Here is a 26,876-nt window from a genome sequence, read left to right as displayed (position 1 = left end):
TTATTACTTGATACTTTTAATGCTTCTTCAACATATGATTCATCAACTAATTTTCGACTTTCTTCAAAGGTAGCATCTAAAATTGTTCTATCCTTCATCACTCTAAATTCCTTTTTCACTTTTTCTATAGTAAATTCATAAGCTAATTATATAAAACCAAAATTTATTGTCAAAAAGCATTCTTTATGTATAAAATTCTATAGAATAATTGCATCTGTTTGAAAAAGTATTGAAGAGGCTAATTTATCAAATCAAAAATGCTAAATTATTCTTAATGTTTTTTTACTAATTATTGGGATAGATTAGCAACAAATAAAAGGAGAAAGTAATGTTTAAAAAAGTTTTGAAAATCATTGGAATTGGATTAGGAGTCCTTTTGTTAACGGCTTTTATAGCGGGAGCTATTCAAGGCTTTACTGGAAAAGCAACTGTATCAATGAATGATAAAGGATACATGATAAAAGTTGCTAAAGATCATCAAAAAGAAATGGATCAAGCAGTTCGTTATGGTGATAAAGATCATCATATCAAGACAATCACCTATCAATGGAATACAGTAGAGCATAATCCAATGGGTGGTTTTATGCTTAACGGTTATGTTAATGGTGATAAAAATCTTGATTTTGGAATGGCAGTGAGAAGTGATGATGGAGGAAAACATATTTATTGTTACGAGTATACTTGTGCAGAGCAACTAGACGACTGGACTAAAGATGGAAATTAATGAAAAATTAGAATGGTTATACAAATAAAGATAGTGAAATTGATCTATATGTGAATACGTACTTTATGAAAGACATACTAAGATACGCCACAATCTTTCCACGTCATATTTAGATTAATTTTGAAGTTGCAAATAAAAGGAGAAAATAATGTTTAAAAAAGTATTGAAAATCATTGGAATTGGATTAGGAGTCCTTTTGTTAACGGCTTTTATAGCGGGAGCTATTCAAGGTTTTGCTGGAAAAGGAACTATATCAATGAATGATAAAGAATACATGATTAAAGTTGCTAAAGATCATCAAAAAGAAATGGATGAATCAGTACGTTATGGTGATAAAGATCATCATATTAAAACAATTACGTATGAATGGAATACAGTAAAACGTAATCCAATGGGCGGTTTCATGCTTAATGGATATGTGAATGGTAATAAAAAATTATTTGTGCGATTAATGATTGATAAAGTTAATGATAAAATCGAATGTCGAGTATATACATGTTCAAACGTTATAGATGAATGGGAAAATCAAGGTCAATGAAAATATACGCTACTATCTTTCCAAGCCATATTTAGATTAATTTTGAAGTTGCAAATAAAAGGAGAAAGTAATGTTTAAAAAAGTATTGAAAATCAGTGGAATTGGATTAGGAGTCCTTTTGTTAACGACTTTTATAGCGGGAGCTATTCAAGGTTTTACTGGAAAAGCAACTGTATCAATGAATGATAAAGAATACATGATTAAAGTTGCTAAAGATCATCAAAAAGAAATGGACGAAGAAGTTCGTCATGGCGATAAAAATCATCATATCAAGACAATCACCTATCAATGGAATACGGTAAAACATAATCCGATGGGTGGATTCATGCTTGATGGATATGTAAACGGCGATAAAACTTTAGATATTGGAATAGCATTTGATAAGGATTCAGGTAAAATTGAATGTCGACTTTATAAAAGTTGTTCTAAAGTTGCGGAATGGAAAGGGTTTAAATAAGCTATGAATAAAAAAATAAAAATATTTTTAGTTATCTTAATACCTGCGACTATTTTATTCTTAGGAGGAATTTTTATTGAAAACTCAAAGGAAGAGCAACACACTGAAATGATTCGGATTGCTAAAGAACATCAAAAAGAAATGGATGAGCAAGTCCGTTATGGTGATAAAAATCACCATATTAAGGCCATCACCTATCAATGGAATACAGTAGAACATAACCCAATGGGAGGATTTGAATTGCAAGGATATGTAAATAATGATAAGAATTTGGACTTTGGTATATCTTTTGATAGCGATAATGGCGGTAAAAGTATCTACTGTTATGAATATAGAGAGTCTAAAAAATTAGGAGAATTTATAGGAGATTATTGAGAATGACTAATCAAAATGAAAAACCTTGATATAGATATAATGATAAAGATAATGTAAACTTTGCTAAAGGTGAATATAAAAAATTAGATTTTTGTATTCAATTTGATAGCGATAATGGTGAAATTGAACCCAAAATGTACAGATGTAAACCGATTATTACTTCACGGGAAGGATTGGATAAATAATGAAAAAGAATACTAAAATAACTATCCTTGTAATTTTAGGAATTTTTCTCTTAATTGGAGGAATTTTTCTTCTTAAAGAAGTGCAAAAAAAAGAAGCGGAAGCATATATTTTACAAGAAACAAAAATCGGATTAAAAGGTTATTTCAAAGAGTATTTTAATAATGTAGACGCAAATGATATCAGCTTACGTATTCACTATATTCACGGTATGGGCGTTGAAGCAAAAGTTGATGGAACTTTGGGTAAAAATAAAAAAGTAACTGATGATAATTCCGACTTCTCATGGACTATTTATAATGACCCTAAAAGTAAAATTGGATTTACTCTGGGTTATATCTCTCCCTCAGAAAAATTAGAAAAAAAGTTAAAATGGGAATATGATAATGACGATAATCCTCATGCCAAGGATTGGTCTAACATGAAATCACCGACGGAGTTTATCCCTAAAAAAGACCTAAACCAAATTCCTAAAAATAAAAAGAAATTAATAAATTATATTCCCGGAACAGAAAGTTATTAGACTTACAAAATTCCCTTAACTTTATACACTTCATTCAACGGTGTCATGCATGGAGGTAATATCAAATGTCGAAATTAAACAAAAAAGCAAAAATAAGTTTAATAATTATCACAACTGTTACTTTAATCTCAGTCATAGCAAGCGGAATATTTGTAATGCGTAAGAAAGCTGAAGACTATATTTTAAGAGAAGCTCGTATTGGTTTAAAAGTCTATTTTGAAAAGTATTATAACGGTGTAGACCCCAATTCAATTAAAATGGAAATTAAATTTCACCATCATATGGTTTCTGGACCTTATGTTGAAGGATATGTAAATGGCGATAAGGACTTAAATTTTGATTGTGATGTAATTAAAGTTCCAAAAGATAAAATGGATAATGAACAAGATAAGTTAGGAATGGTAATTGCTATTTCTGGAACATCATATAAATTAGATAAAACGATGAAATATGAATATTCAGATAATAATCCAAACCGTAAAATTGAAAAAAGGCCAAGTGAATTAATACCAAAATCAGAAGTTGAAAAAGCCAAAAAAGACCGATATTTATTGAATTTTATTCCAGAAATGATGCACTATTAAATAAATTTAGTAAAACATAGCCTGCGAAAAGCAGGCTTTTTTAATACCTAATAAAAAAGAAGGAGAAGCCTTAAGCCTCTCCCTCTCGATTATATTGATCAATAACTTTATGAATATCTAATCTATCTAGCCTTCGAGCATAACCTTTCCCTACTCTCCAAAAATCAGTAATTGGTTGATGATCCCATAATTGCTCCCAATATGTATGCTCATTTAATTCCGCAACTTTAAAGCCTACTTTTGTTGGCGTCATATGTTTAGCTACAATATCCATTGCCACTTTTGCTAAATACAAATTAGTTCCAATAACAACAGTTGCTGTTATCCCTGTTTCTCTGTAAACATCACTAATAATTCGGTCTGCTAATTCTACCGGATTACAATCATAAAGTTTTAAATATGGTGTCACATCAATAAATGCCTCATCAATCGAATAAACATGAATATCCTCTGCTGAAATATACCTTAGATAAATCCCATAAATATAAGCACTAACCTCTTCATATAGCTTCATTCTAGGTTTCGCTATTCTAAACCCAATCTCTAATGCTTTATTATTAATCAATTCTTTACGACTACATGATCCACACCTAAATCGATGACCTAAAGTCCTACTCTTACGCTTATTATTCAATTGATTAACTCGCTGTTTAACTTCAAACAACCGTGGTCTTCCTGGAACACCCAAAGCTCTTTAATGCCAAAGATACTGTCAGACAAATCGTCTTATCTGTTCGACTCTCATCCGCAACTACTAGATTAATCTCTAACGGATCTAACTTTCGTTCACGACACTCAACTGAAGCATAAAAAGACTTAAGGTCAATCGCCATATATACTTTACTCACTCTAACCACCTATAAAGCATAGCGGAACATATATTTGGTGATCAGTATATCATATATTAAAAAACTTACTAACTAATTAAAAATTTATTTTCACCCTTATTTGAGTTTTTCTGCAGGTCCCCCCTAATAATGCAATTGCTAAAGATAACCTTCGCATCATTCCACTATAATGATTAATAACCCATTCAAATTTAGTCCCCGGATTGATTTCCTTCATTTGTACAAAAAATTCTAGATTTTCTTTCCCGATCAAGTCAAGATATAGTGCATCTGATGAAGCAATATATCCTATATGTCTTAATAATTTTTATCCCAAATATCAACGCTTTTCCAGCGTCGGTACTTTCCATTTCAAGAGTTATTTTAATTTCCACACCAAAATGACCAATCAATCCTAAAATTGTTTCCTCATTTAACTTTAAATTAATTTCACGTAAAACTTTTGTTTCTCCAAAAAACTTGGAAACATCTTTTATTTCAATTGGATACATTTGAGAACCTCCATTTCTAGTAAGTGAATACTTACTAGAAATGGTATATCACCTTTGTTCTTTACTAGATAATAAAAAATTTATGTAGTGATTCGCCACCGTATACTCAACAAACAATAGCGCTATAGAATGTAAAAAAACTAAAACAAAAGATCATTTGGATTTTAAACCTAGTTGTGTCTGTCTAATTAGTTAAGTTTTCTAAGTTTCGTTATCTGCCAAACTAGTCTTTTTTAATTCTATTACACTATTATATAACATTTAATTTCATGCTATTATTTCATTAGTGCTTTTATAGTTAAAACAAATTAAAAAGGAAGTTCTTTTATGAATAAAAAAATTTTACTAGGTATGGCTTGCATATCTATACTGGGATTATCAGGTTGTCATTCTAATAATAAAAAAGATAACCATACCCAAACAAAGATTGAAAAATCAGATCATCAAAAATCAACATCTCAAGAGAAAAATCTATCTTCTATTTCAAGTGCTAAAGAATTAGAATCACATGAAGATGTAACTCAACAGTCTGATAACAACCAACCATCCAATAATGCTGATCAACAACAAAATAATACTCAGAGTAATATTCAGTATAGTAATTCCAATGTTAACCAGCAAAAAAAAGACCATCAAAACAATAATGGTATAAATATTACTAGCGGAAATGCTGCTGGAATTTATTTAAAACAACAACTAGGATATGGAAATAATTCCAATATTGTTGCTGGAAATGATCCCAGTTATGATGGTAACGACCAAAGTGGTCATTTCTACACTGTTTCTTTAATGGACATGTCTGATAGAGTTCAAGGGAAAACAGGTTCAATGGGAATTTATAGAGTTTATAGTAATGGTAAAATCATTCAAGTTGCACAATAAAAAAGCTAATTGTCCTTACGGACATTAGCTTTTTTTAAATATTTTTTATTCCCTTAGGTAATTTGATTCCCATCTCATTTAAATTTTCTACAACTGACACAATTCTTAAATTTATAGTACACTGCAAATGTCAATAATGATACAGTAGTCTGTTAATTACTTGATTGCTAAGACCATACTGCTACAGTCTTTTTATAAAAAAATCCGCTAACGCTCGCCATTGTTAGTAGATCCTTTTTCATAATATGTAAGTTAGTTTTTTGGAGTAAATATTTTTTAACAACACTATTAATTATAAGCAAGCGTCATCACGTTGCGAACGATTACATCGATTTATATAAATTGAACATTATAGTTTTATTTAACGTCCAAAGTGTCATAATTAGTTATGTAGCCTAGATTTACTATATAGTTTAGCCTTGTGCGTTATGCTAAATGATACATTTTTACCCAAAAGATTTCTATATTGTTTCTCTTGCTATACAGTTTTTTTAATAAAAAACGTCATGAAACTTATCCATAACGCCTAAATGATTGTTGTTGTACTAATTTGAAATCGATTTATGAAAAATAATAAGAGAAAGTCGTACAATCAACATGATTGTACTATCTCACATCTTACATGTGATTGCAATAGCTTTTATACCTTAACTTGAATATTATTCCCCTTTATTCAATTTTCCATTAAAATAGAAGAGGTAGAAAATTATGCAAAAGTGGCGTTAGATATTACTGCTGATGAAACACAAGAAGCCAATAGATTTAACCAAGACTGGCAAAGTCGTTATATATATCACGATTTTACTATAATATGCAGAAATTCAATACTTTGACTAAAATTAAAACCTAGTTACAATCCGTAACTAGGTCCTTTTTTCTATGTACACGGCGCGGGAGCTTGTCCCAACGCCGAGTATTAGGCTTAGCGAATTATTGTGATACGCAAGAGATTTCTACATAATTTTTATGTAGTCATAACAATCCGCAGGTTTTTGTTGTAGATTTTTCATCCACAACGAACTATTATTCCATATTTATACTTGTGTATCAATCATTTTGAATGTAAAAAATAGATAATCAACATTGTCGGTAAAACACTAAAATCATTATGTTGATTATCTATAAAGTGATTGTAAGTATGATATGTATTTGTACCCACATATTGATTATTATGTGATTGTCATTTAATTACAATTGATAAGTTTAAATTATATTTTTATATAAGTTTTTAAATTTTTTTGATTGATTTTTGATAATATGCGTTGTACTATGAAAGTTGCGTTGGGTACTAATCCAACGCGAATCATTAGGCTTTGCGAACGTCATGCTATTTCAAGTTGATTGTATACGCAAGAGATAAATCACGCAAGTTCATGCATGACGTACAATAAAAAATTACGATATAAAAAAGCAACTTAATTTGCAACGAAATTAAGTTACTTAGAATATACTCCTATTTCTCCGTAATCTCCCCATAGTTAATCGCGGGAAATAGTAGACCAATGATATAGCCCACAATGGGAAGATATCAGGCTGTAATGAATGAAAACCATTACACGACTATTATGGTGCTATGACTGTTTAAATGCAATTAATTTGATTAAAAAAATATAGCAATTGGCGTTAAATAATAACCTAATGATACCCCTGACTGTATTACTACAGTCAGGTTTTTTGTACAAAAAAAGCATCAGAATCTCTCATCTGACGCCTTAGGTAGGGAGTGATAGAAATGTTGGTTGAATCTATCACAATTATTATTATTCAACAATTGACCTAAAACTTCAAACTTATTGAATGCACCTGACAAATCTGATAGAGTGTTACTGTTCACCTTTACCAGGTAGAATTTGTGTAGTCATTATTCCTCGATAATGTAATTCATCAATGATGCGATATTTTAGCATATATACCTACGCGATTCAGTCAATTAGGCTGAATCTTTTTATTTGCTTAAGCTAAGTCGTTTGTTTTGATAAATATGTTGTTTAAGGCATAAAATAAAGGTGTCAAGAGAAATCTTGACACCTATACTCTTAACATTATTTTTGGAATTTTGGATAAATCACGCAAAGAGTACATGTGTATTATCCTACATCTGACGTCCAAAATAAAGACCAAGTTTAATATACTCCTATTCTTTTACCTAGTTACAAAATGTGACTAGGTTTTTTTATGTAAAAAAAACTTCACTCCTATCAGGAGCGAAGATCATGTTGATTTCTTTCACTCACCTACTAGAGCGAAAGCTCTTTCATCAACCATCTTTAGTATATATCCTCTAAAGCTGAGATACAATTATTTAGCCTCGGAGTTATTTTACTCTTTTGCTAACTTCTTTAAGGCGCCAATCACAACCGGTTCATTAATGATCTTTTCTCGATTTTCTTTTTTCATTATTTTTTGATGTTGTTCTTGATTTTCTCCGATATTTCAACTTCTATATCCATTATTGCCAACCTACCTTCATAGATAGTTTCCAAAAATATCCAATTCTACCGTAACTCAAATCCAAGTCATTTACGACTGTATATAACATAGATATGTTAATGATAATCGAGAATTAGATTTTCAGATTTATTTTGATAAAAGTGATGGAAATATTGAGTGTGTAATTCATGACTGTGATAATAAGCTTGCCAGGTGGAAAGAATTGGATAAATGATGAAAAAGAATACTAAAATAACAATCCTTGTAATTTTAACAATTTTCCTTTTAATTGGAGAAAATTTTCTTCTAAAAGAAGCAGGAGCATGTGTTTTACAAAAAACGAAAATCAGATTAAAAGGTTAATTTTAATAATGTAAACGCAAATAATATCAGCCCACGTATTCATTATATTCACGGCATGAGCGTTGAAGCAAAAGTTGATGGAATTTTTGGTAAAAATATAAAAGTAACAGATGATAATTTTAATTTCTCATGGAATATTTACAATGATCCTAAAAATAAAACCAGATTTTTTTAGGAGGCATTGAACCCTCTGATGGTTTAGAAAAAAATTAAAGTGGAAATATAGTGATGATAATCCACACGCTGAAAGTTTGGTCGATATGAAATCACCAACCGAATTTATCCCTAAAAAAGACCTAAACCAAATTCCTAAAAAGAAATTAATAAATTATATTCCCGGGACAGAGAGTTTTTAATTTCTAGACCTTCTCCATAATTTCATGGTTCTTCGAAGACCATCCTTCCCGCTAATCATTATTAATAATAATATCAATACAGTTAAAAGTATTTCTAACATAATTAACCAATAATTTTATTTAAACAGTAAAACTCTAATTTACTCTTCAAAAAAATATTAGCTAATTTTTCAAAGATTGCGGAATTAAATTAATTTTTTCATAATATCGGATTGTCGAAATTGGCAGTTGACTTTTTTGAGAAATTTCTTTGCTATTCATTGACTGTTCTCCTTGATTATCAAGTATACTTCATAGTATAGACTAATATATAAACTTAAAATCTATTAGAAGGCGATTAATATGTTATATCCGCAAACCAGTTCAACAAGAATGGTTTTTGACTTAAGCGGTTTTTGGGATTTTAAAATCGAAAACAATTCTGAAAAAATAAATCCATCTGTAAAACTTGCAAATTCAATTCCAATGGCAGTCCCTGCATCCTATAATAATCAAATTATCGACCAGCAAATGCGCAACCATGATGGTTATTTTTGGTACGAAACAACGTTTAATATTTCAGCACTACAAAAAAGCCAACGAAATGTGATGCGTTTTGGATCCGCTACGCATCAAGCTACTGTGTATATTAACGGAAAAGAAGTTGCACATCACGTCGGTGGTTTTACTCCCTTTGAATTTGACATTGATGACTACATTCAAGTAGGAGAAAATGACTTAAAGGTTCGGCTTTGCAACCTTTTAAGCAACAAAACATTACCAGTGGGAGAAACCGTAAAATTAAAATCTGGAAATTATCAAACAACCGGCAATTTTGATTTTTATAATTATGCGGGAATTCACCGTCCGGTAAAAATCTATACTACGTCTAATCAAGCACATATTAATAACATTTGTGTGAAATACACTACCGATCTTCAAACGACAATCGTAACCCCTGAAATTGACATCGATGGTCAATATCAGTCCGTTTCGATGGAAATTTTAGATCAAGCTGGAAATTCTATTCAAACTTCAAAATATAACCGTCACGAAAAACCAAGCTCATTAACAATTGCCGATACCCACTTATGGAATGTCGATCACTCATACATGTATCAATTAAAAGTTCAAGTATATGACACTGATGACCAACTAATTGACGATTATACTCAAAAATTTGGCGTGCGCACCGTTGAAATCAAAAATTGCCAAGTCTTAATTAATAAAAAACCGATTTATTTAAAAGGCTTTGGACGGCATGAAGATTTCCCAGTAATCGGAAAAGGAATGAATCGCGCAGTAATTAATCGTGATCATCAAACATTAAAATGGATCGGGGCCAATGCGTTTCGAACCTCACACTATCCATACTCAGAAGAAGAAATGCAACTTGCAGATGAAGATGGTTTGCTAGTCATTGATGAAGTGCCAGCCGTTGGTCTTTATTCCGATTTTCAAAGTGCCATGGCCGGAGGAGCTACTCAAGTTAACACCTGGAAAAATATGGAAACAATGTCGGCGCACAAGCAAGTGATTCGTGAAACAATTACCCGAGACCAAAATCACCCTTCAGTTATTATGTGGTCTGTTGCGAATGAAGCTGCTACACAACAAGACGGAGCACATGAATATTTTGAAGAAATTACAGATTACACTCGAAAACTTGACTGGCAGCACCTTCCATTGATATCCCCTAAAATTTTAGTCTCTACTCCTGATGTTGATCAGGTAACCGATCTTTTTGACGTAATTGGGTTAAATCGCTATTATGGTTGGTACGTTGATTTTAATGATCTCGAAAAGGCCCAAAACGATCTTTATCAAGAACTGCAAACTTGGCATAAGCTATATCCTGATAAACCGGTAATCTTTACCGAATTTGGCGCGGACACGATTGCCGGAATGCATTCCATATACGATGAACCTTACTCCGAAGAATATCAATTGGATTACTATAAAGCAATGTTTAGCGTATTTGATCAACTAGATTACGTTGCCGGCGAACTTCTATGGAGTTTCACTGATTTTTCCACTCCTGCCGGTCTCATCCGGGTTAATGGAAACCATAAAGGAATCTTCACGTATGATCGAGAACCGAAAAGGATTGCGTTTATGCTTCAAGACCGCTGGAAACAATTATCATAATCCCTAATCGTTTATTAAAAAATCCTAACCGCTAGTCAACGGTTAGGATTTTACTTTACTTAAAATACATTCAATTCATTTTAATGATTTCCGATTTTCAAACGAATAAATAAAATAGCCATTATGAACATTGGAACTTCCATTTACCGTATAGTCTGCTAAGCGATATGATTTATGATTCCTTATAAATGGAATATTTTCCAAAAGATATCCGCCCACTAATGCAACTATTACCCATACCATTTATATTTCCATTTCAAACCTTGCCAATGTTGCAAGCAATTAAAACCCGCACCTTTTATTTACAGACATTCAATGTTGATGCCATACTAACCCCTCGGCTCTCTTGATGTTGAGTATATTTTTAACAAAGTTCTAATATTGCCATTAATAGTATACTTATTCTGTTTTTATCTGAAAAATAACACCATACATCGTAAGTAACGTTAATATGTTAAAAATAAAAATATCAAACTAAACACTTAACGTTAGATTTATACTTGATTGTCATCAGTATATATTGATTTTTATTTTACACATATTAAGATATATATAATTAAACTAATTTAAAATCTTATCAACTTGAACAGCTACTAATGTAATTAATGCTGCTTCATAGTAGTTTGTCTTTACTAATGGTTTCATCACTAAGAATTTTTCCTGTTGAAATAACTTGTCATACTTTCGAGGATGATTAATTGCCGCATCCAACAATGGTGCCCCGAATGTCTCCGATTTATGACGGTCGATTACTTTGCCATCTAAATAATATCCCGCATATACTTTATTTCTCTTCATAAAAAAATTCATCATCTTATTAAGAATTTCCTTAGATAACTTATCATTAGCTTGGGCTAAATTGTATGGAATTCGACATGCATTGTAGTAGTAGTCACCATCATATTTTGACGCCACTGTATTCGGGGCCACGGATTTAACTTGAGATTTGGTCACCCATGCAAAATCCGGAATTAAGCCTGTCTTACTCTGCATACTGAGTTTACTTAAATAACCTAACATTGATCGTTTAATTTCCAACCATTTTTTGTTACCCGTTAACTTATAAAATGCATCAAATTGTTGTGGGACAACGTCTGAGGTCCGCATCATATTATAAAATTTCGAACCTTCATTAGCCCAATTACCAACCGTTAACATTTTTAATTGTGGATTATAATTATATTTTAAAATATCATTTAAAATCGCGGTCGCTTCTTTTAAATATTTTGCCCTTTCCTGCGGCCAAACGTTTGATGCTTTAATCAATGAATAGGCAATATACAAATCCCCATCAGTTGCATTATTAGCTTCAGCTTGAACTTTATTTTTATAAATTGTTTGTTTCCACGACATTAACGCCGTCGAAGCTATACGATGCTTTAAATAATAATTATTTAGCTTTTCAAATTCCTCGTTAGCAACAATCCCGTTCTCTCCTCCTAAAGCACATATCAGCATCCCATATCCATGCCCCTCAGATATTGAAACTGGATTTCTAGCAGTCGGTTGTGAATTAATATATGCCGTCTTTTTATTTTGCTTTTTTACATAGTATTTTGACCACTGACGATAGTAATTTATTCCCACTTGTTTTCGACTATCATATCTCACATATACAAGACTTCCAATTAATGTCAATACCACAGCAATTGATATTAAAATCATCTGTGCATATGATTTTTTCAATATTTAAATCCTCCTGTATCAGTCGCTAAAACGTTTTGTTTTGATCCACTTTGTTTCATCCCTATGTAAAATTTTATCAACAACGATCGAACCCAAGGCCTGAACTGAAACGACAATAAATAACTGTGAATATGTAAAATATCCTGCCAATGCAAGCCAAACCTGTTGGGCAGTCGCCTGTCCCATTTGAGTTGACATTGCAATATTAACTTGAATCAAATATAGCAAAATCATTATCAGCCAATTAAAAAGTAAAACTTGAGCAAGGTAAATATTTTGAGTATCAAACGCAAATAAAAGTTGTACATTTGGAAAAATCATTTGCAATATCATACATACAACATTTATTAAAAAAATAAAATCAGACAATATGATTGCCAAATTAAACGCAAAAAATGTGCATGAATAGTAAAACGTTTCAAGTTTTACTCGCCAATTACTTTTATCAAATAAATGTTTAAAATTTGAAATCACCACTTGAAAATTTCCCTTAGCCCAGCGTTTACGCTGCATCATATATGCTTTAAGCGTTTCCGGTTCCTGTTGAAAAGCTTCAGAATTAAATGCTAATGCAATTAATTTGCCGCTCTGCATTATCTTAAAGGAAATATCAGTGTCTTCCGTTAACGCCCCTTTAGACCAGCCATCAATTTCTTTTACAAAATCCGTTTGAATAATAAAGTTAGTTCCCGGAATTCTTCCAATTTTAAATAAATGCCATAATCCTACATGCTGAATCCTTTGAGTCACAACAATTTCCTGATTTATACACTTTGTAAGAAAATTTTGCTTAGCATTGCGTGTTTTATTCCTTCCAAAAACAGCTACATGACGGTCAGGATCTTCTAAAACCTTTTCAATCAAAAAATGTAGAGCGTTTTTCTCCGGAATGGCATCTGCATCGTAAATACACATATATTCACCTTGGGCAAGCGCCATCGCTTCATTTAAAACTCCAGCTTTACTTCCTGTTCCATGACGATTAATTATTTTTACATTTCTTCTATGATACCTATCTTGGCTAACCACTTGCTTCATTATCTGATACGTGTTATCTGTACAGTTATCAGCATATAATAGCAATTCAATTTTATCAGTAGGATAATTAAGATTTAAAATTGCTTCTATCGTTGCTTGAATAACTAACGCTTCATTATGTGCTGGAACCACAACCGTCACTTTCGGATACCTTTTAAGCGGTTTTATCTGTGTTATTTTTTTACTTTGTCTCAACCAAAAATGAACGGCTGAACATACCACTACCAATGCCATAAATAACGAAATCCAAATTAAAATTAAAGTAATGATCATCAACGTTTCACTTATCATTTTTACGCATTTTCCTTTCCGTTTTATTAAAATTACGAATGACATTGAAATATATCTTTGCCATAAATCCCAGTAAAGCAAAAGCAACTATCGCAAAAATTAACGTAATGACCAAAGCAATATAATAAAAATCCTGCGTCATTTTTAATCACCTATTGGTACTCACGAACTAATTTCATTTCCTGTTCACGTGTTAGCTTTTTTATTATTAAACCAAGCCTTTCATACCTTTTAAAATTGTCTTTTGTAATAATCAAGTCAGTCAATTGAAATTGAATACCAACCCTATCCTCATCCGTCCGAAAATTTACTTTACTCATTTCATTTAAACTTTGATTGTTTAATTCATCTAAAACCTTCTGATTATGAACTGGCCCGAGAATCAAAAAATAACCTTCATTTAAATAGAAAATTCGTTCACTTGGAAGCCGTGAATTCTTTAAAAGCTTTGCCAATGTTTTTAAAACAACATCGGTTTCATCACTGTCAATGTGATAATATTGTTCGCTATGAGACCAATAAATCAATGTTGCACTAAACCATGCGGTAGAGGTAGACATATCCGCTTTTCTTAAAAAGCGAATACATCTATTGTAAAAGTTTTCAGCCTCATCAATCCCCCAAAGGTTAGTCGTTAAATCACGCTCCCCAATATAATCAAATATCTCATTTGCACCTAATTTAACATTGGCGGTAATTCCTGCTTTCTTTTTTACTAATGATGAAAGCGCCAATACTGTAGGTAAAACCAAAACCAATACTGCCCTTTCCCAAACGGGAATCAACATATATCCTAATATAACTAAAAATATTCCTACAAAAAATGAAAGAATAACCAACCAAGTAGAAGCAATCGTTGGTAAGAATAGTCCAGCTACAACTCCGATAAAGGATAGAACAGCAACCGGGTAAAACAACTTTATCGGCATACTATTTGACCATGCCAACAACAAAACGATCATAATAAAAAGTAATAGAATTACCCTTTCTAACGATAATCTAAATTTTTTTCTCATAAAACCTCCATTTAGACCTTTTCTTATAAATAAGACTAACATACCCATTACTATGTTTGGATAGTGACTTATAAAAACATTTATATTTTCTTATGGTAAATTTACATTTCACAACAATAGAAAATAAAAAGACGCTCTTCATTAAATGAAAAGCGTCTTTCACTATCTTTTTAATTGCTTAAAATGCTGTGAATCCACCATCAACCGGTACAAAGGCTCCGGTCATATTACTTGCTTCATTTGAAGCCAAGAATAAAATTACATCAGAAACCTCATCGGCTGTAGCAGCCCGATTTTGAGGTGAAGTTGTTTTTCCAGAAACAATGGCTTCGTCAGTCGTTTCCCCATTAGCAGCTGCTTTTTCACGTTTATGCTTAAGAAATTCAATTGCTTCATCAAGCATTGGTGTTGCAGTTGTACCAGGGTTGACGGAATTTACCCGAATATTATCACTTGCGTAATCAAGTGCCATATTACGCGTCAATCCATTTAAACCATGCTTTGATGTTACATAAGCACTATGGCCAGGGAATCCCGTTAAGCCGGCAACCGACGCAACATTCACAACACTGCCACCGCCATTAGCTTTCATTACTGGAATAGCATAATGAGACATATAAAATGCAATAAAAATATTTGTTTCGATCACATTTTTAAACATTGAAGTCGGCATTTGATCTACCGGTGCCGGCGTTCCTGTAATTCCAGCATTATTTACTAATACGTCAATTGTTCCAAATGTTTCGACCGCTAAGTCAACTAATTTCTTACAATTTTCTTCTTCCTTTAAATCAGCAATCATAAATTTAACGTTCGGCGTAATCTTCTTAATTTCCGCCAACGTCTCATTACTCATCTGCTCTTTCCGGTCTGCTAAACACAGCATTAACGGAATCGTTATTACTGATAGAATCATTGAACATAATAATTTCCATTAAAACGTTAATTGCTTTTATGATGTCAGTAACTATGTTATCCTTACCTGAGTTAATAATGCTTAAAAATAAATTATTAATAACTTTTATTATAATTGGAATAGTCGGGATTATAATTATAGGTTTCGGTTTCAATTTTGTATTAAATTAAAGTTAGGTGATAAATATGAATATTGCATTTGTTTGTATCCAAAATTCTTGTCGTAGTCAAATTGCCGAAGCATTTGGTAAAAAATATTTTCCTGATACGATTAATTGCTATTCAGCTGGAACTAATCCCGCAAATCAAATTAATCCTAGAGCAATTAAGATTATGAATGAAAAATATCATATCGATATGACTCAAAAACAATATCCCAAAAAAATATCGCAATTACCACCCATCGATATTTTAGTTACCATGGGCTGCGGGATCCAATGTCCATATGTTTCATGTAAAAAATTAATTGAATGGAATATCGAAGATCCTGCTGAGAAGGATGATCAAACTTTTAGCAAGATTATTGAACAAATAAAAACCAATGTTACCAATTTAAAAAGCTCTGTTATTGTTAAATAACAGAGCTTTATTTTATCTTTATCCATGGATAATCAATTAATTTATTCAGTACTTCCTTATTATCTTGTTTTTCATAGACTTTCTTCATTTCGAAAGTATTATCATAGATTACTACTTGATCTGCCAACATTTCGAGCTTAATAAAATTATCATTAACCCGTCGATATCTTTGTGGAACATCAATTTGAGAACCACCTATTCCACCTTCACGAAAACGACTTAAAACACGTTTTAAGGCTAATTCTGGACGATCAAGGGTTACCCAGACAAGTTCTACGTCATAGCGTTGATCCTTTGCTTTTGTAATTATATTTAATTCGTTATGCAGGCTTCCAACTGCTTCCAATTCCCAAATGATATCGACGTTCTTTTCAATTAGCAAGTTTAGTTTTTGATCAGCCTGTAAAATTGCTTTTATCCGATCATCTTTTCGGCGCCAATTTCCTTTTGCTGCTTGTAAAAATTCATCCGAATCAATGGTTTGCGCATCATCTGCCTTAAGCTGTTGGCTATTTCTTAACGTTGTTTTACCTGCACCATTGATGCCCATTAATAAAACTAATTTTTTCGCCATCAATCTTCCTCCTTAAATTAGTTTCATTCAACCAAATTATATCCTTTTTATAAAAAAATAACCGCTCATGCGGTTATTTTTAACTAATCATTTTTTATTCAAACTTAGCTGATTCAGCCAAATTATCCATAATTTCATAAAATTTATCTTGATGCGCTTCGGTAACTAATGTAATTTCACGTCCACTTTCTGTGGGATAGGTCCGGCCGTCTGCCGGTCCGCCAACCATAACATCACTTTTAACTTTTTTCGTTTCAATCGTTTCCGGATACAAACTTGAAATCGTAGTTAAAACGTCCCACAAATAATAAACTGAATTTGCTTCATAATTCAGCACTAAGGCATATCCTTGACCAATTAAATCCATTGCCGGGTATTTTCGTAAACTAGCCCAGTGATCACGTAATTCAACGTTTAATGGCAATTCTTCGGTACTTTCCAGCCCGACCATTTGAATATCCAGCGATGAATCCCATACCGTTTTAACAGCTTCCGGATCCCAAAAAGCATTCCACTCAGCAGTTCCGTCATAACTTGGTTCAAGGACATTTCCGTGCCCATCAAGACAGCCACCCATCCAGTATAATTTTTCAATTTTATCTTGGATTCGCGGTTCAATCTCCAATGCCCGAGCCAAATCAGATAATGGACCGGTCATAATTAAGGTTGTCTTTTCATCTTGGTTCATAATTTTATCAATCATATCTAAATGAGCGGGTTTAACAGCTTGCGGCGTTTTAATCGTTTCCTTTTCATTTAAAATCGGAAATGAATTAAATGCAAATGAACTCAACCGCCATTCTTTAGGGAAAGGATGTTTCGGCCGTGAATTCGATAATGCAACTTCGACTTGATGATTAAACGTATTGAAACGATCGATCATCTTTCGTGATGCTTCAGCTGCCGGCTCAACGTAACAATCCGCATCCGTGACTCCAACACCAATTAATCGAATATCTGGAACTTGAAATAATAATAACAACGAAGTTAAATCGTCAATATTGCCATCATGATTAAAATAAACGTTTTTCATAGCAAATCTCCTCAAACATAGTAGTGATAAAACACGTATTATTTTAACATACATTCATTTTAAATTTAACATATTTTTAAACAATTAATTCATTGATTGCTTAAATAGTTCTTAAAACGTTATCAAATTTAAATATTATCACTATTTAAGATTTAAGCTATAATAGAATTAATATCATTAAGAGGAGTGAAATTTTGTCAAATTTAATTCGTTGTCATTGGGCAACTCAAAATCAACTTGCTCAAGAATATCACGACCAAGAATGGGGCGTTCCGTGTCATCATAACTCAAAATTATTTGAACTCCTCACTCTTGAAATTTTTCAAGCGGGTCTTAGTTGGAATACAATTTTAAAGAAGCGGCTTGCTTTTAAAATCGCTTTTGATAATTTTGATGTTCGTCAAATCAGTCAATATTCTGATAAAAAAATTAAAATGCTGTTGCAAAATTCGTCAATTATTCGCAATCGCAAAAAAATCGAAGCAACAATCAATAATGCAAAAGTTGTTCTAAAACTTCCAAAATCGCTAAATGAATATTTATGGCAATTTACCGATTTTAAAACAATCAAGCATCATTATCAAAATTACCATGAAATTCCTTCCAAAACAGAACTCTCAATCAAAATCAGCAAACAAATGAAAGAAGATGGTTTTAAATTTACCGGACCGATTACGATTCAGTCATTTATTCAGGCAATCGGGATGGTTAATGACCATGAAACCAGTTGTTTTAAATATTAAATGACAAAATGTTAAAAATGAACGTGCTGAAAACAAAAGGCCTCCGAATCATACAACTCGGAGGCCTTTGAACTTTTCTGACTTTGTGTCATAGTTCGTTTATTTGGAAATTTCATTGTGCAGGTATAAATAACAAAGAGGCTGTGCCTTATGTCACAACCTCTTTTCATTAAGTAATCTTTACTATTTATTTTCCAACCATTCAGCGGCAGCCTTCAATGCATCCTGCATCCCAGCTGGTTTCTTTCCACCGGCTTGAGCAAGATTTGGTCGGCCACCACCGCCACCACCAACTAATGGGGCAATTTCTTTAATCAAGTCGCCCGCTTTTAAGCCGGCTTTCATTGCGGCATCGCTCATGGCAGCGATCAAGTTGACTTTGCCGTCTTCGGTTGCCGTTCCAAGAACAAGAACATCTGAAAGACCCTTGGCCTTCCATTGGTCAGCCAATTGCCGTAATTGGTTCATTCCTGAAACGTTGACTTGCGAAGCAATCAATGTCTTGCCGTTGATTGTTTGCACGTTCTTGAAGACATCAGCAGCCTGTTGACTTGCAAACTTGTCTTCTAAGGCTTGTTTTTGTTGTTCAAGTTCCTTGATTTGAGCAAGGGTTTGATCAATCTTGCTTGGAACATTCTTAACTTGAGCAACCTTCAATTTAGCGGCTGATTCGTTCAAGATGTTATTCCGTTGTTGCAAGAATTCGTATGCTTCCTTTGAAGTTACGGCTTCAATCCGGCGAACACCAGCACCGACACCTGATTCAGAAACAATCTTGAACAAACCAAGTTCGCTGGTGTTATCAGCATGGTTTCCACCACAGAATTCCATTGAGTAATCGCCAATCTTAACGACCCGAACAACATCGCCGTACTTTTCGCTGAACAATGCGATTGCACCCATCTTCTTGGCTGATTCGATGTCAGTTTCAACGGTTTCAACTGGTAACGCATCCCAAATTTTTTCGTTCACGATGCGTTCAACCTTATCAAGGTCTTCAGCTGTAACCGAGCCTAAGTTCGTAAAGTCGAACCGCAAGTATGTTGGTTCAACCAATGAACCGGCTTGGTGCGTGTGTTCGCCTAAAACATCACGTAATGCTTGATCAAGCAAATGCGTTGCGGTGTGGTTCTTCCGGACTTTATCATGGAACTGTTTGTTAACAACCAATTCATATTCATGTTCTTTGGTCATCTTCTTCAAAACTTTCACGGTGTGCATGTTTTGGCCGTTTGGAGCGTGTTGAACATCTTCAACTTCCGCAACGACTTCTTCATTTTCGTCCTTGATAACCCCTTGGTCAGCAACTTGCCCCCCCATTTCAGCATAAAATGGAGTAACTGAGAAAATCATCTTAGCTTCGCCATTAGCAACTTCATCCACTAATTGATTATCAACAATAATGTCCTTCAATACACCTTGGGCATCAAGTTTTTCGTAACCAACGTATTCACTTGGAGTCTTAATATCCGTTAACAAGCCGTTTTGAACACCCATTGATTTTTCATTGCTCCGGGCATTCCGCGCACGTTCTTTTTGAGCATCCATTTCGCTTTGGAATTCATCTTCATTAACGCCTAATCCGGCATCGTTCGCGTATTCAACCGTTAATTCCAATGGGAAACCATAAGTATCGTATAACTTGAAAGCAGTTTTGCCGTCAATCTTATCTTGCTTATTTTCCTTGGCATCAGCGATCACTTGGTCAAGCAATTGCATTCCATCCTTCAAGGTGTTGTTGAACCGTTCTTCTTCCATCTTGATAACTTTTTGGATGAATTCAGCTTGTTCCAAGACTTCAGGGTAAGCAGATTTCATGATGTCTCCAACAATCGGCACTAACTTGTACAAAAATGCACCATCAATGCCTAACTTTTGCCCGTGAAGTTCAGCGCGTCGAATCAACCGGCGGATAACATAGCCGCGGCCTTCGTTTGATGGCAATGCACCATCCCCGATGGCAAATGTGATTGCCCGCGCGTGGTCCGCAATAACCTTAAATGAAACATCACTATCGGCATTATCGCCATACTGTTTGCCAGCTGACATTTGCGCCGTTTCATCGATGATCGGCATAAACAAATCGGTTTCAAAGTTTGTTTTCGCATGTTGGAAAACGGAAACGACCCGTTCAAGGCCCATCCCCGTATCAATGTTTTTATGCGGAAGCGGTTCATACGTGCCATCTGGCTTGTGGTTGTATTCTGAAAAGACGATGTTCCAGATTTCAAGGTAGCGTTCGTTTTCGCCACCCGGATAGTTTTCAGGATCATCTTCCGCAACATTATTGAATTCCTGTCCCCGGTCATAGAAAATTTCTGAATCCGGACCGCATGGACCTTCGCCGATATCCCAGAAGTTGTCTTCAACTTGATAAATGTGGTCTTCAGCAACGCCGGCCTTCATCCACACTTTCTTTGATTCCTTATCTTTTGGATAAACCGTAATGTAAAGTTTTTCAGGATCCATTCCGAACCATTCTGGGCTGGTCAACAATTCCCATGCCCACGGAATAACTTCATTCCGAAAATAGTCCCCAACAGAGAAGTTTCCGAGCATTTCGAATAATGTATGGTGGCGGGCAGTATGACCCACATTTTCAATATCGTTTGTCCGAATTGATTTTTGTGAACTTGTCATCCGGCGGTTTTTCGGAACAACCGTTCCATCAAAATACTTCTTCATCGTTGCAACCCCTGAGTTGATCCATAACAATGTCGGGTCATCTTGTGGGATCAATGGCGCACTTTTCAAAACATCGTGGCCCTTTGATTTAAAGAAATCCAAATACATTTGTCGTACTTCGGCACTTGATAATTCTTTCATGTTTTTCCCTTTCCAATATACAAAAAGTACCATTGCCTGCAGGGACGCACATGCGCGGTACCACCCTGCTTGCAACGATACTTTATCGTAACCTCTTTAAATTTATTAATTTCAATGTCATCATAGGGAGCATTATTTTACAATTCTCAGGTTTTTGCACCAACCAAACCCTCGCTGAAAAGAATCCGTAAAACAACATATCCTAATCTCTCAAAAGTATATTTAAAAATTAAGAGTTTGTCAATCCGTTACTGTGACTTGCGTGCTTTACGCCGCGCTTGTCGTTGGGCGATCCGCCGCTTTTGCTGCTGATCACGCTTGATTGCGCGCTGAATTTTCTTCTTATACCCTGGTTTATGTTTCTTCTTTTGTTTATTGACCATTCCTTGCAGTTTCGGATCCATCTTCTCACGGATCTTCTTCCGCTTCAACCGCCGATTCCGGTCATATGAATCAACAATCTCGCCATTCCGAATAGCCTTCGGTTCAAACTTGATACCCATCTTTTCAAGTTCTTCGATCTTACTTTCATCGTTCGGTTCATAAAGCGTAATTGCTATTCCGCTCATCCCGTTTCGGCCTGTCCGACCAACCCGGTGAACAAAGAATTCAAGGTCGGTTGGCAAATCATCGTTGATAACATGTGAAACGCCTTGGATATCAATTCCCCGTGCTGCCAAATCGGTTGCAACAACGTATTGATATTCAAGATTTTGAACGGCCTTCATGATCCGCTTTCGTTCCCGCGGTTGTAATCCACCATGAATCTTCGCAACCTTTAATCCTTGGGAACGCAAGTAATCTGTCAGTTCATCTGCCCGTTCCTTCGTGTTCGTGAAAGCCAATGCCAAGTACGGCTCGCCCATTGTCAACAACTTATAGATAATTTGGTTGCGGTCGCGCCCCTTCGTTGAAATCAACCAGTTATCGATCGTATCGCTGATGATTGTTTGGTTTTTCACAACCTCAACGACTGGATTTTCCATGTATTTATGCAAGAATGGTTGCAACTTTTCAGGAATCGTAGCTGAAAAGACCATCATCTGCAAATCTTGCGGCAGTGATGATGCGATTGCATCCGTGTCATCCAAAAATCCCATGTCCAGCGTCATATCCGCTTCATCAACAACAAATTGCTGAACTTCGTGAACATCAAGTGCTTGGGCGCGAATCAAATCTAAAATTCGGCCGGGAGTTCCAATCACGATTTGTGGCTGGTTGTGACTTAATTTTTCAATTTGCCGTTGCTTGTCCGTTCCCCCAACATAATTATGAACGATGATTGGTTCCGGAGCGAACTTCGTAATCTGCTTTGCCGCTTCATAAATCTGATATGCCAGTTCCCGACTCGGCGTGGTGATTACCGCTTGTGCTGGGCCGCTTGGATCAACTTTTTGGAAAATCGGTAAAAGAAACGTATGGGTCTTCCCGCTTCCAGTCTGCGACTGACCAACTACACTTTTTCCCTTCAGAATCGTTGGAATCAGTCGTTCCTGAACTGGCGTCGGGTTCCGAAAGTCCATCGCTTTCAATGCTTTGTTAATAAAGGGTTTAAAATTAAAATCCTTAAATTCTTTAGTCATTCTTTTCTCCTGTGTATGTTGCGGCGATTTGATCTAACTTCGCAACGTATTCTTTCAATTGATCATCCGTTAAGGTGTCCATCATGGCTCCACTTGCTAATGGGTGACCGCCACCGCCGTATTCTTTAGCAAGTTCGTTAATTACCGGACCCTTTGAACGAATATTTAAGCGGTATTTACCGTCTTCGCCTTCAACAAAGAGTGTCCAGCAAACAACCTTATCAATTTTACCAATCACAGACACAATTGGAGCTGTTCCTTGAGCTCCAAGATCAAAACTCTTAACTAAATCATGCTTCAAGACAATATATGCGGCATTGTGTTCTGTCATGATCATGTTATCCCAAACATATGCCGATAACTTGGCAACGCCTTGGCTGATATCATCCATTTTCCGGTTCATTTCAGAAGCATTGATATCAAATTCAAATAATTGAGCCGTTACGCGTAATGTGTGCGCTGTCGTATTGTCATACATAAACCGGCCAGTGTCGCCTGCAATCCCGGCATATAACATCCGCGCAGCTTTTTGATTCAATACTAGTTGACCTTCAGATTTATTGACTAAATCAACAACCATTTCCGAACAACTTGATGCTCCAGTGTTAATCAAGCTGATGTCACCATAGTGATCGTCATCCGGGTGGTGGTCGATTTTAATTAAATAATCGCCCTGATCGTAACGTTGGTCATCGACCCGTGGCCGATTAGCAGTATCGATTGCAATCACTAAAGCCCCCTTGAACATATCATCAGTCAATTCATCTTCGGTTGTAATCCATGTCAAACTGCCATCATTTTCACCTGCTTGGTAAACGGTCTTTTCTGGAAAACTATTCCGAATTACTTCTGCTAATCCGCCTTGAGAACCAAATGCATCTGGATCCGGGTCTGTATGACGGTGAATAATGATTTTATCGTATTCTTTGATTTTTTCAATAATTTGTTGTTCGATTGTCATTTTCTGACCTCTTTCAATTAATCTTCAATTATCAAGTATACAAATAAGTCCCAGCTTTTTCAAAGATCGAGTCGGATGTTATCAAATTCCAACGGATCAAGGTTGGTAATCGTCAATCCCAATAATCGCACGTCAATTGGATTATCTTGAATTTCGTCAAATAACTGCCGCCCGTAATATGCGAAGTTGTCTGCCTGATTATCAAGATAATCATCAAACGTCAGGCGTTTCGTGACCGTTTCAAAATGACTGTCCCGGACCTTGATTACGATCGTTTTGCCGTGCTTTTGCTGGCGTTTAAGTTCAGCTACGAGCCGCTCAGCCGTTAATTTCAACTGCTCATCGACCTGTTCGATCGAGTTTAATGGCTGGTCAAATGTTCGCTGACTCCCAACTGATTTTCGTTCCCGCTGCCATTCAACTGGTCGGTCATCAATTCCGCGAACCCGCTGATATAAAATATGGCCCATCTTACCGAATTTCGAGATTAAATCGATCTCTTTCCAGTGATATAGATCTTCACCAGTATTGATCCCTAATTCCCGCATTTTCGGTGCTGTTTTCTTTCCAATACCGCGAAACTTTTCAATCGGTAACGGAAAAAGAAAATCAAGCGCATCCTCCGGGTTAATGATCGTCATTCCAACTGGCTTGTGGTAATCCGACGCAAGCTTTGCTAAAAACTTGTTATACGAAACACCTGTAGAACAAGTTAAATGCAACTGATCATATATTTCTTGCTGAATTCGATGGGCAAGAGCCACCGCCGATCCGATTCCCGGTTTATTTTCAGTAACATCCAAATAAGCTTCATCAAAGGCCACTGGCTCGATTTTGTCAGTATATTCGTAAAAAATCGAATGAATTTGATGTGAAACGCATTTGTATTTTGGAAAATCCGGCTTCTTAAAGTAGGCTTGCGGACACCTTTTCAACGCTTCCTGGGCACTCATTGCCGAATGGATTCCATAAGAACGTGCAATGTAATTCGCCGTTGCGACAACGCCCCGGCCACCTGTGTGCTGTGGATTACGTGAAATCACGAGCGGTTTAGTCCGTAATTCAGGATGGTCCCGCATCTCAACCGATGCATAAAACGCATCCATATCAACATGCACGATTTTCCGCTGCTTTACCACGTTTTCCACCTCACCTTCAAAGTTTCGCTAATATTTTAAACGAATGTATGTTCGAAATCAAGGAATGAATAAAAATAGGATGTGACCTCAGTCACATCCTATTTTTATCTTAATGGATTAAACTCCCAATAATTTCCATCGCGAATCAACAATTCATCCGCTTCGCGCGGCCCCATTGAACCGCAGTCATAGTTTGGAAAAATTGCTGGATCCGCGTCAGATTCATTCCATGCCTTTCGAATGGCATCAACAAACCGCCATGAATAGCGAACTTCATCCCAGTGAACAAAGTTTGTTGAATCGCCTTTGATTACATCAAGCAATAACTTTTCATATGCTTCCGGCGTTTTTGCCCGTAAAGCCGAGTTGTGTTTGAATTTCATTGTGACACTACTTACCGGATAATTTTCTTCGCTAACTTCCTTTTCATTCAACCGCAAACTGGTCTCTGGAGTCGGTTCAACGTTGATCGTTAAAACGTTCGGATCAAGCTTTTCGTTTGAGAAAATGTTATTCGGCATGTCCTTAAAGACGACATCGATTCGAGTTCCTTTGACAGCCATCCGCTTTCCTGTCCGAATATAAATCGGAACTCCGGCAAAATTCATGTTATTTACAAAAATCCGCCCCGCAACAAAGGTTTCGGTCATCGAATCGGCCATCACCTGACTTTCTTCACGGTAAGCAGGCATTCCTGCCGTTGCACCATATTGACCGCGGACAAAATTTTGCCGGACTTCATCTGGTTCATAAACCTTCAATGCCTTCAATGCACTGATTTTTTCGCGTTCAATATCAGTATCTTTGTATGAAACTGGCGCATTCATCGTCAATAAAGAAACAAGTTGCAAAATATGATTTTGAACCATGTCCCTCAATGCTCCAGCATGTTCATAGTAACCGGCCCGTTCTTCAACCCCTAGAATTTCGCCAAGCGTAATTTGAATATTGGAAATATAGCGGTTATTCCATAAAGCGTTGAAAATCGGGTTGGCAAACCGAATCGCGTAAATACTTTGAGCCATTTCCTTCCCCAGATAATGGTCAATTCGAAAAATATCTTTTTCTTCAAAATAACGGGCAATATCGTCGTTTAAGGCTTCCGCACTCTTTAAATCATGGCCGAATGGCTTTTCAATGACCAACCGATTATAGCCGTTTTCGGTTACAAGATTTTGCGACCGCAAATGCTTGGCAATCGTCCCAAAGAACGTTGGTGACATTGCAAGATAAAAGATGCGGTTGCCACCAATTTGATAGCGTTCATCTAACTTGGCTGCCAAGTTTTTTAAAGTTATGTAGTGCTCAGTATCATTAACGTTATGTGATTGATAATAAAAATGGCTGGCAAACTGATTGATTTCAAGGGCGTTATTTTCCATATCAGCAACGCTGTTTCGAACTACTTCCTGAAGCCGTTCGTTTGTCCACGGCCGCCGGGCAGTTCCGATGACTGCAAATTTATTCTTTAAAAATCCTTTTTGGTAAAGATGAAACAAAGCCGGATACAGTTTGCGTTGGGCTAAATCGCCAGTTGCGCCAAATATAATAAAAAGTGCTTTTCGTTCTTTCAAGTCGTTCCCCGTCACTTTCATCAAGATTTTACACTTT

The 26,876-nt window shown here is 35.3% G+C and carries 24 protein-coding genes; 10 read left to right on the top strand and 14 right to left on the bottom strand.

The genetic code is table 11. From position 1 onward, the window contains the following. Nucleotides 1–328 precede the first annotated feature (328 nt). From FC64_RS04830 to FC64_RS04805, 6 genes are all read left to right on the top strand, one after another. Entirely contained in the window at nt 329–724 is a 396-nt protein-coding gene (locus tag FC64_RS04830; protein ID WP_057906800.1) for a DUF1433 domain-containing protein, read from the top strand. A 148-nt stretch (nt 725–872) separates the two neighbouring features. Beyond that, nucleotides 873–1,262, top strand: coding sequence for a DUF1433 domain-containing protein (locus FC64_RS04825; protein ID WP_057906799.1), 390 nt, complete (start codon nt 873–875; stop codon nt 1,260–1,262). 70 nt (nt 1,263–1,332) lie between these two features. Continuing rightward, nucleotides 1,333–1,719 (top strand): DUF1310 family protein, encoded by a 387-nt coding sequence (locus FC64_RS04820; RefSeq protein ID WP_057906798.1) that lies wholly within the window; start codon nt 1,333–1,335, stop codon nt 1,717–1,719. Nucleotides 1,720–1,722: 3 nt separating this feature from the next. Then, nucleotides 1,723–2,094: a DUF1310 family protein gene (locus FC64_RS04815; protein ID WP_057906797.1), complete on the top strand. Its 372-nt coding sequence runs from the start codon at nt 1,723–1,725 to the stop codon at nt 2,092–2,094. 184 nt (nt 2,095–2,278) lie between these two features. Further along, nucleotides 2,279–2,800 carry a hypothetical protein gene (locus tag FC64_RS04810; RefSeq protein WP_057906796.1) on the top strand — a complete coding sequence of 174 codons (522 nt, stop codon included), beginning with the start codon at nt 2,279–2,281 and terminating at the stop codon, nt 2,798–2,800. A gap of 65 nt (nt 2,801–2,865) precedes the next feature. Beyond that, nucleotides 2,866–3,384 carry a hypothetical protein gene (locus tag FC64_RS04805; protein WP_057906795.1) on the top strand — a complete coding sequence of 173 codons (519 nt, stop codon included), beginning with the start codon at nt 2,866–2,868 and terminating at the stop codon, nt 3,382–3,384. Nucleotides 3,385–3,454: 70 nt separating this feature from the next. Here the strand turns inward: FC64_RS04805 and FC64_RS04800 are convergent, their stop codons facing one another. Together FC64_RS04800 and FC64_RS04795 are read right to left on the bottom strand one after the other, a co-directional pair. Next, complete coding sequence (locus FC64_RS04800; protein WP_057906794.1) at nt 3,455–4,048, bottom strand: Y-family DNA polymerase; 594 nt, start codon at nt 4,046–4,048, stop codon at nt 3,455–3,457. Between the two features lie 438 nt (nt 4,049–4,486). Beyond that, nucleotides 4,487–4,723 carry a P-loop NTPase family protein gene (locus tag FC64_RS04795; RefSeq protein WP_057906793.1) on the bottom strand — a complete coding sequence of 79 codons (237 nt, stop codon included), beginning with the start codon at nt 4,721–4,723 and terminating at the stop codon, nt 4,487–4,489. A 327-nt stretch (nt 4,724–5,050) separates the two neighbouring features. Here FC64_RS04795 and FC64_RS04790 point away from each other — a divergent pair, with 327 nt between their 5' ends. Next, nucleotides 5,051–5,605 (top strand): hypothetical protein, encoded by a 555-nt coding sequence (locus tag FC64_RS04790; protein ID WP_057906792.1) that lies wholly within the window; start codon nt 5,051–5,053, stop codon nt 5,603–5,605. A 3,311-nt stretch (nt 5,606–8,916) separates the two neighbouring features. On the opposite strand, the gene FC64_RS07555 is transcribed toward FC64_RS04790, so the two are convergent. Further along, on the bottom strand, nt 8,917–9,015 hold the full coding sequence (locus FC64_RS07555) for a MerR family DNA-binding transcriptional regulator (protein ID WP_081035642.1): 99 nt from the start codon (nt 9,013–9,015) through the stop codon (nt 8,917–8,919). An 81-nt stretch (nt 9,016–9,096) separates the two neighbouring features. On the opposite strand from FC64_RS07555, the gene uidA reads away from it, so the two are divergent. Then, a complete protein-coding gene (gene uidA / locus FC64_RS04785) occupies nt 9,097–10,881 on the top strand; it encodes a beta-glucuronidase (protein ID WP_057906791.1) in 1,785 nt (594 codons plus the stop codon). 561 nt (nt 10,882–11,442) lie between these two features. On the opposite strand, the gene FC64_RS04780 is transcribed toward uidA, so the two are convergent. The 4 genes from FC64_RS04780 to FC64_RS04765 form a co-directional block, all read right to left on the bottom strand. After that, complete coding sequence (locus FC64_RS04780) at nt 11,443–12,567, bottom strand: family 8 glycosyl hydrolase (RefSeq protein WP_057906790.1); 1,125 nt, start codon at nt 12,565–12,567, stop codon at nt 11,443–11,445. 18 nt (nt 12,568–12,585) lie between these two features. Then, nucleotides 12,586–13,896 carry a glycosyltransferase family 2 protein gene (locus tag FC64_RS04775; protein WP_057906789.1) on the bottom strand — a complete coding sequence of 437 codons (1,311 nt, stop codon included), beginning with the start codon at nt 13,894–13,896 and terminating at the stop codon, nt 12,586–12,588. Nucleotides 13,897–14,048: 152 nt separating this feature from the next. After that, nucleotides 14,049–14,912, bottom strand: coding sequence for a hypothetical protein (locus FC64_RS04770; RefSeq protein WP_057906788.1), 864 nt, complete (start codon nt 14,910–14,912; stop codon nt 14,049–14,051). Nucleotides 14,913–15,090: 178 nt separating this feature from the next. After that, nucleotides 15,091–15,828: an SDR family NAD(P)-dependent oxidoreductase gene (locus FC64_RS04765; RefSeq protein WP_057906787.1), complete on the bottom strand. Its 738-nt coding sequence runs from the start codon at nt 15,826–15,828 to the stop codon at nt 15,091–15,093. 185 nt (nt 15,829–16,013) lie between these two features. Here FC64_RS04765 and FC64_RS04760 point away from each other — a divergent pair, with 185 nt between their 5' ends. Further along, nucleotides 16,014–16,406 (top strand): arsenate reductase/protein-tyrosine-phosphatase family protein, encoded by a 393-nt coding sequence (locus FC64_RS04760; protein ID WP_057906786.1) that lies wholly within the window; start codon nt 16,014–16,016, stop codon nt 16,404–16,406. Nucleotides 16,407–16,413: 7 nt separating this feature from the next. Here FC64_RS04760 and FC64_RS04755 read toward each other — a convergent pair whose 3' ends face one another. Continuing rightward, nucleotides 16,414–16,980: a zeta toxin family protein gene (locus FC64_RS04755; RefSeq protein ID WP_057906785.1), complete on the bottom strand. Its 567-nt coding sequence runs from the start codon at nt 16,978–16,980 to the stop codon at nt 16,414–16,416. Between the two features lie 94 nt (nt 16,981–17,074). Further along, complete coding sequence (locus FC64_RS04750; RefSeq protein ID WP_057906784.1) at nt 17,075–18,013, bottom strand: nucleoside hydrolase; 939 nt, start codon at nt 18,011–18,013, stop codon at nt 17,075–17,077. 191 nt (nt 18,014–18,204) lie between these two features. On the opposite strand from FC64_RS04750, the gene FC64_RS04745 reads away from it, so the two are divergent. Continuing rightward, complete coding sequence (locus FC64_RS04745; protein ID WP_057906783.1) at nt 18,205–18,756, top strand: DNA-3-methyladenine glycosylase I; 552 nt, start codon at nt 18,205–18,207, stop codon at nt 18,754–18,756. Between the two features lie 183 nt (nt 18,757–18,939). Here FC64_RS04745 and alaS read toward each other — a convergent pair whose 3' ends face one another. The 5 genes from alaS to zwf all read right to left on the bottom strand — a co-directional run bounded on the left by alaS (nt 18,940) and on the right by zwf (nt 26,860). Beyond that, nucleotides 18,940–21,582 (bottom strand): alanine--tRNA ligase, encoded by a 2,643-nt coding sequence (gene alaS / locus FC64_RS04740; RefSeq protein WP_057906782.1) that lies wholly within the window; start codon nt 21,580–21,582, stop codon nt 18,940–18,942. A gap of 248 nt (nt 21,583–21,830) precedes the next feature. Next, nucleotides 21,831–23,165 carry a DEAD/DEAH box helicase gene (locus tag FC64_RS04735; protein ID WP_057906781.1) on the bottom strand — a complete coding sequence of 445 codons (1,335 nt, stop codon included), beginning with the start codon at nt 23,163–23,165 and terminating at the stop codon, nt 21,831–21,833. Beyond that, nucleotides 23,158–24,126 (bottom strand): DHH family phosphoesterase, encoded by a 969-nt coding sequence (locus FC64_RS04730; protein ID WP_057906780.1) that lies wholly within the window; start codon nt 24,124–24,126, stop codon nt 23,158–23,160. Before FC64_RS04730 ends, FC64_RS04735 begins: the two co-directional genes overlap by 8 nt. 59 nt (nt 24,127–24,185) lie before the next feature. Then, nucleotides 24,186–25,265 carry a DNA polymerase IV gene (gene dinB, locus FC64_RS04725; protein WP_081035641.1) on the bottom strand — a complete coding sequence of 360 codons (1,080 nt, stop codon included), beginning with the start codon at nt 25,263–25,265 and terminating at the stop codon, nt 24,186–24,188. 104 nt (nt 25,266–25,369) lie between these two features. Next, entirely contained in the window at nt 25,370–26,860 is a 1,491-nt protein-coding gene (gene zwf / locus FC64_RS04720; protein WP_057906779.1) for a glucose-6-phosphate dehydrogenase, read from the bottom strand. Nucleotides 26,861–26,876: the final 16 nt, after the last annotated feature.

The sequence above is a fragment of the Ligilactobacillus araffinosus DSM 20653 genome (assembly GCF_001435375.1).
GTDB classification, from domain to species: domain Bacteria; phylum Bacillota; class Bacilli; order Lactobacillales; family Lactobacillaceae; genus Ligilactobacillus; species Ligilactobacillus araffinosus.
This window is presented reverse-complemented; position numbering and strand designations above follow the sequence as displayed.

Excerpts from the sequence above, each read along its gene's own strand:
- FC64_RS04830 (WP_057906800.1), top strand. The coding sequence starts at position 329 with ATGTTTAAAAAAGTTTTGAAAATCATTGGAATTGGATTAGGAGTCCTT.
- FC64_RS04825 (WP_057906799.1), top strand. The coding sequence starts at position 873 with ATGTTTAAAAAAGTATTGAAAATCATTGGAATTGGATTAGGAGTCCTT.
- FC64_RS04820 (WP_057906798.1), top strand. The coding sequence starts at position 1,333 with ATGTTTAAAAAAGTATTGAAAATCAGTGGAATTGGATTAGGAGTCCTT.
- FC64_RS04815 (WP_057906797.1), top strand. The coding sequence starts at position 1,723 with ATGAATAAAAAAATAAAAATATTTTTAGTTATCTTAATACCTGCGACT.
- FC64_RS04810 (WP_057906796.1), top strand. The coding sequence starts at position 2,279 with ATGAAAAAGAATACTAAAATAACTATCCTTGTAATTTTAGGAATTTTT.
- FC64_RS04805 (WP_057906795.1), top strand. The coding sequence starts at position 2,866 with ATGTCGAAATTAAACAAAAAAGCAAAAATAAGTTTAATAATTATCACA.
- FC64_RS04795 (WP_057906793.1), bottom strand. The coding sequence starts at position 4,723 with ATGTATCCAATTGAAATAAAAGATGTTTCCAAGTTTTTTGGAGAAACA.
- FC64_RS04790 (WP_057906792.1), top strand. The coding sequence starts at position 5,051 with ATGAATAAAAAAATTTTACTAGGTATGGCTTGCATATCTATACTGGGA.
- FC64_RS07555 (WP_081035642.1), bottom strand. The coding sequence starts at position 9,015 with ATGAATAGCAAAGAAATTTCTCAAAAAAGTCAACTGCCAATTTCGACA.
- uidA (WP_057906791.1), top strand. The coding sequence starts at position 9,097 with ATGTTATATCCGCAAACCAGTTCAACAAGAATGGTTTTTGACTTAAGC.
- FC64_RS04775 (WP_057906789.1), bottom strand. The coding sequence starts at position 13,896 with ATGATAAGTGAAACGTTGATGATCATTACTTTAATTTTAATTTGGATT.
- FC64_RS04770 (WP_057906788.1), bottom strand. The coding sequence starts at position 14,912 with ATGAGAAAAAAATTTAGATTATCGTTAGAAAGGGTAATTCTATTACTT.
- FC64_RS04765 (WP_057906787.1), bottom strand. The coding sequence starts at position 15,828 with ATGATTCTATCAGTAATAACGATTCCGTTAATGCTGTGTTTAGCAGAC.
- FC64_RS04760 (WP_057906786.1), top strand. The coding sequence starts at position 16,014 with ATGAATATTGCATTTGTTTGTATCCAAAATTCTTGTCGTAGTCAAATT.
- FC64_RS04755 (WP_057906785.1), bottom strand. The coding sequence starts at position 16,980 with ATGGCGAAAAAATTAGTTTTATTAATGGGCATCAATGGTGCAGGTAAA.
- FC64_RS04750 (WP_057906784.1), bottom strand. The coding sequence starts at position 18,013 with ATGAAAAACGTTTATTTTAATCATGATGGCAATATTGACGATTTAACT.
- alaS (WP_057906782.1), bottom strand. The coding sequence starts at position 21,582 with ATGAAAGAATTATCAAGTGCCGAAGTACGACAAATGTATTTGGATTTC.
- FC64_RS04735 (WP_057906781.1), bottom strand. The coding sequence starts at position 23,165 with ATGACTAAAGAATTTAAGGATTTTAATTTTAAACCCTTTATTAACAAA.
- FC64_RS04730 (WP_057906780.1), bottom strand. The coding sequence starts at position 24,126 with ATGACAATCGAACAACAAATTATTGAAAAAATCAAAGAATACGATAAA.
- zwf (WP_057906779.1), bottom strand. The coding sequence starts at position 26,860 with ATGAAAGTGACGGGGAACGACTTGAAAGAACGAAAAGCACTTTTTATT.